This window comes from Candidatus Magnetobacterium casense, assembly GCF_019173545.1.
Classification (GTDB): Bacteria; Nitrospirota; Thermodesulfovibrionia; order Thermodesulfovibrionales; family Magnetobacteriaceae; genus Magnetobacterium; species Magnetobacterium cryptolimnobacter.
In genome coordinates, this window is record NZ_JABXWD010000195.1 from 1 (window position 1) to 6,656 (window position 6,656).

General features: G+C 51.1%; 8 protein-coding genes and 1 pseudogene. 4 read left to right on the forward strand and 5 right to left on the reverse strand.

The window, feature by feature from the left end:
* The 3 genes and pseudogenes from HWQ67_RS10895 to HWQ67_RS10905 all read left to right on the forward strand — a co-directional run.
* Nucleotides 1–255 (forward strand): annotated as a pseudogene (locus HWQ67_RS10895) (NAD+ synthase); the annotation flags it as partial.
* Nucleotides 256–257: 2 nt separating this feature from the next.
* On the forward strand, nucleotides 258–524 hold the full coding sequence (locus tag HWQ67_RS10900) for a hypothetical protein (protein WP_218252716.1): 267 nt from the start codon (nucleotides 258–260) through the stop codon (nucleotides 522–524).
* A 414-nt stretch (nucleotides 525–938) separates the two neighbouring features.
* Nucleotides 939–2,924, forward strand: a complete 1,986-nt coding sequence (locus HWQ67_RS10905) for a methyl-accepting chemotaxis protein (protein ID WP_218252717.1) — start codon at nucleotides 939–941, stop codon at nucleotides 2,922–2,924.
* A 106-nt stretch (nucleotides 2,925–3,030) separates the two neighbouring features.
* On the opposite strand, the gene HWQ67_RS10910 is transcribed toward HWQ67_RS10905, so the two are convergent.
* The 5 genes from HWQ67_RS10910 to HWQ67_RS10930 form a co-directional block, all read right to left on the reverse strand.
* Nucleotides 3,031–3,219: a hypothetical protein gene (locus HWQ67_RS10910; protein WP_218252718.1), complete on the reverse strand. Its 189-nt coding sequence runs from the start codon at nucleotides 3,217–3,219 to the stop codon at nucleotides 3,031–3,033.
* A gap of 84 nt (nucleotides 3,220–3,303) precedes the next feature.
* Complete coding sequence (locus HWQ67_RS10915) at nucleotides 3,304–4,176, reverse strand: hypothetical protein (RefSeq protein ID WP_218252719.1); 873 nt, start codon at nucleotides 4,174–4,176, stop codon at nucleotides 3,304–3,306.
* Between the two features lie 28 nt (nucleotides 4,177–4,204).
* Nucleotides 4,205–4,423 carry a hypothetical protein gene (locus tag HWQ67_RS10920; protein WP_218252720.1) on the reverse strand — a complete coding sequence of 73 codons (219 nt, stop codon included), beginning with the start codon at nucleotides 4,421–4,423 and terminating at the stop codon, nucleotides 4,205–4,207.
* Between the two features lie 26 nt (nucleotides 4,424–4,449).
* The gene (locus HWQ67_RS10925) at nucleotides 4,450–5,787 is read right to left on the reverse strand and encodes a S8 family serine peptidase (RefSeq protein ID WP_218252721.1); all 1,338 of its coding nucleotides are present in this window, start codon (nucleotides 5,785–5,787) and stop codon (nucleotides 4,450–4,452) included.
* Nucleotides 5,760–5,939, reverse strand: a complete 180-nt coding sequence (locus HWQ67_RS10930) for a hypothetical protein (protein ID WP_218252722.1) — start codon at nucleotides 5,937–5,939, stop codon at nucleotides 5,760–5,762. The genes HWQ67_RS10925 and HWQ67_RS10930 overlap by 28 nt, the downstream gene beginning before the upstream one ends.
* A gap of 222 nt (nucleotides 5,940–6,161) precedes the next feature.
* Here HWQ67_RS10930 and HWQ67_RS10935 point away from each other — a divergent pair.
* Nucleotides 6,162–6,656, forward strand: a 495-nt coding sequence (locus tag HWQ67_RS10935) for a S8 family serine peptidase (protein ID WP_218252723.1), incomplete at its 3' end; no start/stop codon positions are given.

Below are 6,656 nucleotides of genomic sequence, written 5' to 3' on the forward strand. Positions count from 1 at the left end.
TCGCAAAAGGACACCGACTCACTGCCCCCCTATGACCTGCTTGACCCCGTCCTTGCCGCATACGTGGAAAAGGAGATGAGTTACGAAGAGATCATCGCACTTGGCAACGACGAAACAACCACAAGAAACGTCCTGAAAATGGTGGACAACAGCGAGTACAAACGCCGGCAATCCCCACCTGGGATCAAGATAACCAGCAGGGCCTTTGGTAAGGACAGACGTTTCCCTATCACAAACGGCTACAAGGGCTACTAACCATGAAAAACTACAGGGCATACAGTTTGATATTGCTCGTCGTATTGATGCCCCTGATGCTGTCATGCACGGACATTGCCCAAGGGGGCAAGATAACCCCGGAGGTCAAAAAAGAACCGGGCATCTCTAATCTGCCACCGAAAAAACCTGTGCATATAAAGCTGAAACGCAACTTTAAGGGCGAGTACAGTTGGGACCTCACAGGGGACAACCTAAAGGAAATACTCAAACTCAATGCTGAGTTGCAAAAGGAATTCTCCGGCCACTGAGGAGCAGGGGTAGCACCACAATCAATCGTAGTTGTGAGGATTTAAGCCACTTTTATCCCTTAGCAATATGGCATTGTTACTGTGCGTGAGTAACGCAACCACGTTTGAACGGAGTGCTACCTTTCTTATGCACCCACCGGTTCAGGGCTAATTTGTTCTCCGTGGCCATTGCCCCTCCCACCCTCCCATAAAGGGAGGGGGATTGCGCTAGTGTCTCATAAATTTCCCTCCCCTTGTGGGAGGGATAAAAGGGAGGGGGGCATTCTGAAAAGCAGCATACAATCTTAATCTTCAGTCAGAACAAAATTACCCTGCCCACCGGTTAATTCCGATATCTTTTTTATTTCGTTCTCTGCTACAATTGTGCAATGGTTGACTTTTATAAAAATCTTAATGTATCAGGAGGAGCTAATAATGAAAATTAGTTTGAAACTGTGTTTGGGGTTTGGATTTGTTCTTTTGCTGTTGCTAATTGTGGGGGCAGTGGGGTATCTGGGGATGTCTTCGGTGGGTAATGCCGTAGATGCTATGTTGAACACCGATGCAGAGCTTGAGAAGAGTTCCATAAGGTTAAAGACAAACGTCTTAAATCTACGGAGACAAGAAAAAGATATATTTATAAACATAGCGTCTCCGGAGAAGAGAGAGGGGTATCTGAAGAAATGGAATGACCTCAAGGGTAAGGCCCTGGATAAGATTAACGCATTAGAAAAAGTAGCAACAGTAGCCAATGACAGGGAACGTATCGCATCCATGAAGGCTGATCTTGCCACCTACTATACCGGCTTTAACAAGGTCTATGCCATGATCAGCGATGGCAGTGTAAAGACAACACAGGAGGCCAACGCTGCAATTGGCCAATACAAAGACGCAATCCATAAACTGGAGAGTCTATCGGATGAACTCTCTGAGGAAGCGGACCAGCGAATGCAGGATGCGGATGGAAAGATCAGCACAATCAAAGAACGGGCGCAACGCACCATATTGATAGTCGCCTTAATAGCCCTGCTTGCGGTTGTTGTGTCTAGCTGCCTGCTTGTACGTAGCGTTACCCGCCCCCTTGCGATGATGATGGATGTTACCGGGGCCATTGCCGGAGGGGACCTCACCGTCAGCATAGATGCTACCGGCAAGGACGAGATCGGTCAGTTGATGGCCGCAATACAGACGATGGTCGAAAAGTTAAAGTCCGTTGTAAGCGAGGTCAGCACGGCCATTGATGGTGTGGCAGAGGGCAGCAGTGAAATATCATCCGGAACGCAGCAGTTGTCGGATGCCGCCACACAGCAGGCTGCATCGGTGCAGGAGGCGTCGTCCTCCATGGAGCAGATGACATCCAATATCAGACAGAGCGCCGACAACGCCCAACAGACCGAACGTATAGCGGTCAAGGCCGCCAATGACGCCAAAGAGGGCGGTGCTGCGGTTGCGGAGGCAATACATGCAATGAAGCAGATAGCCGAAAAGATATCCATCATTGACGAGATCGCACGTCAGACGAACCTCCTGGCGCTCAATGCGGCCATAGAGGCAGCCCGTGCCGGGGAGCATGGCAAGGGGTTTGCCGTGGTTGCCTCCGAGGTCAGGAAGTTGGCCGAAAGGAGTCAGAAGGCCGCTGGAGAGATCAGCGAACTATCGGTGGGAAGCGTCCAGACGGCAGAGAAGGCTGGCAGTATGCTTCAGAGCCTTGTGCCCGATATCCAGAGGACATCGGAGCTGGTACAGGAGGTCAGCGCAGCCAGCAATGAGCAAAGCCTCGGTGCCGGTCAGATCAATCAGGCCATCCAGCACCTGGACCAGACGATCCAGCAAAATGCCGCCGCCTCGGAGGAGATAGCCTCCACGTCTCAGACCCTGACTGCACACGCTGAAGCGCTCAGGGCAGCGATGAGCTTCTTCCACACGGGGGAGAGGTCGCACAGTCGCCCACAGACAAGGGCAAGACACCACGTGCCTGTGATCACCCCTGAGAGGAAGCCGATCGTCAAAAAAGCCCCGGTTAGGCAAATTACCACCACGGCACGCCCCGCCGCCGCCAAGGCCGCTCCCGTTACAAACTTTGACTTCTCTAACGCCAGGAGCAAGCACCTCCTGTGGAAGACCAGACTCAGGGACTTCCTCGATGGCAAGGAGAGTCTGACCGAGTCTCAGGCCGTCTCACACAAGGACTGCGACTTGGGCAAGTGGCTGTACTCCAAGGGACTCAATAGCTTTGGTCACCTGGATGAGATGATCACCCTCGAAACAATCCACGAAAACCTACACACGCTCGTAAAGGAAATCGTAAGACTAAAGCACTCAGGCAATACATCAGGCGCCGAGGAAAAGTACGAAAAAATAGGCCCAATGAGCAAAGAAATCATCGGTCTGCTGACAAAGATAGAAAAAAAGGTCGCATAAGCAAGACAGGTTCGGCAGCCGTGGGCGAGGAGAAGGAGGCGGTGTCGCCTGATTTCCCGCCCCCTTTGACCTGTTATATCTTTTTCATTAAATACTATGCAATGTACTATGGACAGAACATAGCCTTGCACATTAGACATGGCGGACAATCCGGGACAATACACGGGATGTCACACATCTTGCAAAATACACCCTGAGCGGTAACAACAACGTCGCTGCCAAACGTTGCCTGACTTGAATATGTCCCGGATGCCCCGGAGATGGAAACCTCTGCTGTAAATCCTGGTGTTTTCACTTTAATTCACCTCTTATCTTAGATTTGTGGGGTACGGTAAAACCACCCCCCTATGCTCCACCCGTGAATCACGAGTAAGACAACCTACATACCTCTAGTTTCATAATACTGAGTAACCTTGTTTGCCAGAAAGGGATACTTGTCGCTGACATCTACCCTGACATAGTACTTTTCCTTATAACCGTCTCTCTTGTGGGTAAATGTAAAGATAACGTTTAATTGCTCGCGCACCGGACTTAACCTCGATGGTAGCACCGATATCTCTTCAAGTATGCTCTCCTGGCTCCTGTCGTATAGCAACCTGTATATACCGTCGTAGCGTACAGCCAGGTAATTGAGGGCACGGTGCTCGTCCATTTCGCCGATGTTATCGGTCATTTGCATGATCTTGTTGCTGATCATATCGGTAGCCAATCTGTCGAAGTCCTCTTGATTTGCAGCCTCTTTCCTGGGTGGTATGCCCTTGATAAACGACGGTAGATCGAAATAGTACATGCAGTCTACGGCAACCACGGGGACCGTCAGTGCGTTGCACGCCTGTGCAGGGGCTATGGGGCCCTTTGAGCCTATAATCACGTTACAGTTCTTTCCCTTGCTGATTTGTGGCGAGATGCACTCTATCAGGTCATCCAGTACCGATACATCAGATGGGATGAGTATGTATGTATCTACCCCCTCAATCTGCATCACCCAACAGACCTCACCTGACAGGTGCGGGTGTTGTCTTAGCACGTGGTACCTGATATCTTCCCTGGTCAAAATACCGGTGTCTATTCTGGTAGCAAGGTAATCAAACTCGCGCTCTATGCCCGGGTTGGGGAAACGCATGTCAATGCTCCCTATTGCATAAATGGGGTTCTTTCTGCATACGCCCGGGTCACATGTGCCTGAACCATTGCCTTGTTGAACCGCTTCGACACTCCGTGCGCCTCCAAAAAACTGATGTGCTGATGACATCGTATGAGTCCATCCCTGACTTTGTTGATTATCCATGCCTGTCCCACGGTGTAAATGAGACCCAGTTGTTGAGTGTCTCCGCCCGCTTCTGGCAACCACCGCAGGGCTTAATCCCAAACGTGGACGTCACAGTCTTGATGACGTCGCCCAAGCCTACTTCCTCTGAGATAAACCCGGGAACCTTTATCCTTATCGGCTGATGCCTGCCTCCCGTGGTCTTGCTATCGTCTCTGCTATCATCTGACATATGCTGTGCACCTCCGCCGTTATTGATTACGCACCCCTGTTTTCGTAGTACTCGCTGAGTTCGCCTATAATGAAGGGATACTTATCGTTGACGTCTACCCTTATATAGTGCTTTTCCCTGTAGCCATCAGACTTGTTGTAAAAGGCAAATATTACGTTTAAAATCTTGCGCGCTGAACTCAACCTCGACGGCTTTACATCGATACCCTCCAGTAAATATCCACCGTCCTGACCACTACCACACTTCCTGGAGATGAGTGCATACATCTTGTCACAACGCACTGCCAGGTAATTAACGGCACGGTGTGCATCCATCTCGCCGGTATTGTCAGCCATTGCCATGATTTTGTTAATCGTATCTCTTGCCGCCTTGTCGGAAAACCTCTTAAGCTCAAACTGATACATGTTGCTTACGGCCACAATCGGGAGAGCCAGCCCGTTACACATCTCCGGGGGAGCAACAGGCCCCTTCAAGCCTATTACAACGTCAATGTCCATCTCTGCCCTATCGTCAGTGGGGGCAATGCAGTCCACCAGCATGTCAAGGTATAACGGATCGGATGGGACGAGGATGTAGGTATCGATCCCTTCAATCTGCAACACCCAGCACACCTCCCTGGCAAGGTGACGGTTGGCCTTTAACACATTGTATCTTACTTCTTTTGCCGTCACACCGTTTGCACCTTGTGCCGCTGCAACCTGATTAAACTCCTTCTCTACCCCCAGGTTAGGAAACCGCACGTCCACACTGCCCAGGGCAAAGATAAACTTCCACTGCTGCAGACCGCTGTCCCCCCCCTGCGGCGCAGCAGACGTCCCCGGGGCTAATTGTTGTGCAGGGAACGCCCTGGTTGCGCCTAAGGCCTCCGTTTGTAATGCCCCTGCCAAAGCGCTTTCCTGTGCCACCCTGACATCCTCTGCTAATCCTTCACTCTGAAGTTCTGCTGACATAGTCCAATTCCTCCTGTTATTGATTGATTTGTTGTGAATCGTTTTTAGTGTATTCCATGCCGCCTCAACGTCAAGGCGTGGCGGGGTGATCGTCCTCCTGCGTGGTGAGGCTGTCAATAAGGCGTTTTTTATCTCCGCTGCACCGACACCCGGAAACTCAGACATCAACAGTGCAATTGCCCCCGTCACAAAGGCGGCGGCAAAGCTCGTCCCACTTAACGTAGCATACCCCTCCGTCCCTGAGGTGCTGGTTATCCCAACCCCCGGCGCCATTAACCCGTATCTCCCGATGGAAGGGCTGATGTTTGACCCTCCGCTGATACGACCATCCTCATCACATGCGGCAACCGGTATCACGCATGAATTATTGATCAGGGGCGAGGCAATCATTGCCCCCCGATTGCCCGCTGCCACAACGACGATTGCCCCTGCCCTGCCTTGACACTTTCGAGGGCATCTTTATTGTCATATAGCCATTGTTCCGATGATGGGATGTCCACAGTGCATATGCCCGCAGCGTCTGAGCTGGCATTGTCTGTCTTCGCCGATACAATTACCTTCTCCATACATATTATAATAATACGTTTCATTGCTTATTTGCAAGGCAACGCTTGAGTTTCCAGATGACTTGGGCCTGACACGAACACCATACACATGCAACAATCGGAATGTGAAGTATTATTCACAGTTCTGTGAACAAAACTTCTCTGGATTTTTATAAATTCAATGGAATAGTATAGATAATTACCCGAAAAAAGTGAGACTTATCCAAACAGGAGGCAAAGACAGTGATATCACCATTGACACTGATAAATATCGAGTCATTGATGACAAAGACACAGGGGAGCGCCGATGTAACCGTTGGTATAATCGATGGCCCCGTGGAGGTTACCCACCCGGACTTTGGAGGCGTAAGGATTAGGTCGCTGTCAGCGGGCAACTCGGGTTTGTGCAGGATTACGGACAGTGTTGCGTGCATGCACGGGACGTTTGTGGCCGGAATAATCTGTGCCCGTCGTGGCAGTGTGGCGCCGGGAATCTGTCCTGGATGCGATGTTGTTGTCAGGCCGATATTCAGAGAGGAGTCGCCTGGTTACAGCGGCATTGTCTCCAGCACGCCCGATGAGTTGGCAGTGGCGATTATCGATACCGTCAATGCTGGTGCCAGGGTCATCAACCTCAGTGTGGGTCTGACCGGAGTGGCCCTCAACGTGCATCGCAGTCTGCAAGAGGCCATGGACTATGCCGGCAGGGCAGGGGCAATCGTCGTTGTGGCAGCGGGC

What these genes read in the sequence shown, in the direction of transcription:
- HWQ67_RS10900 (WP_218252716.1), top strand. Translation starts at nt 258, where the DNA reads ATGAAAAACTACAGGGCATACAGTTTGATATTGCTCGTCGTATTGATG.
- HWQ67_RS10905 (WP_218252717.1), top strand. Translation starts at nt 939, where the DNA reads ATGAAAATTAGTTTGAAACTGTGTTTGGGGTTTGGATTTGTTCTTTTG.
- HWQ67_RS10915 (WP_218252719.1), bottom strand. Translation starts at nt 4,176, where the DNA reads ATGTCATCAGCACATCAGTTTTTTGGAGGCGCACGGAGTGTCGAAGCG.
- HWQ67_RS10920 (WP_218252720.1), bottom strand. Translation starts at nt 4,423, where the DNA reads ATGTCAGATGATAGCAGAGACGATAGCAAGACCACGGGAGGCAGGCAT.
- HWQ67_RS10930 (WP_218252722.1), bottom strand. Translation starts at nt 5,939, where the DNA reads ATGGAGAAGGTAATTGTATCGGCGAAGACAGACAATGCCAGCTCAGAC.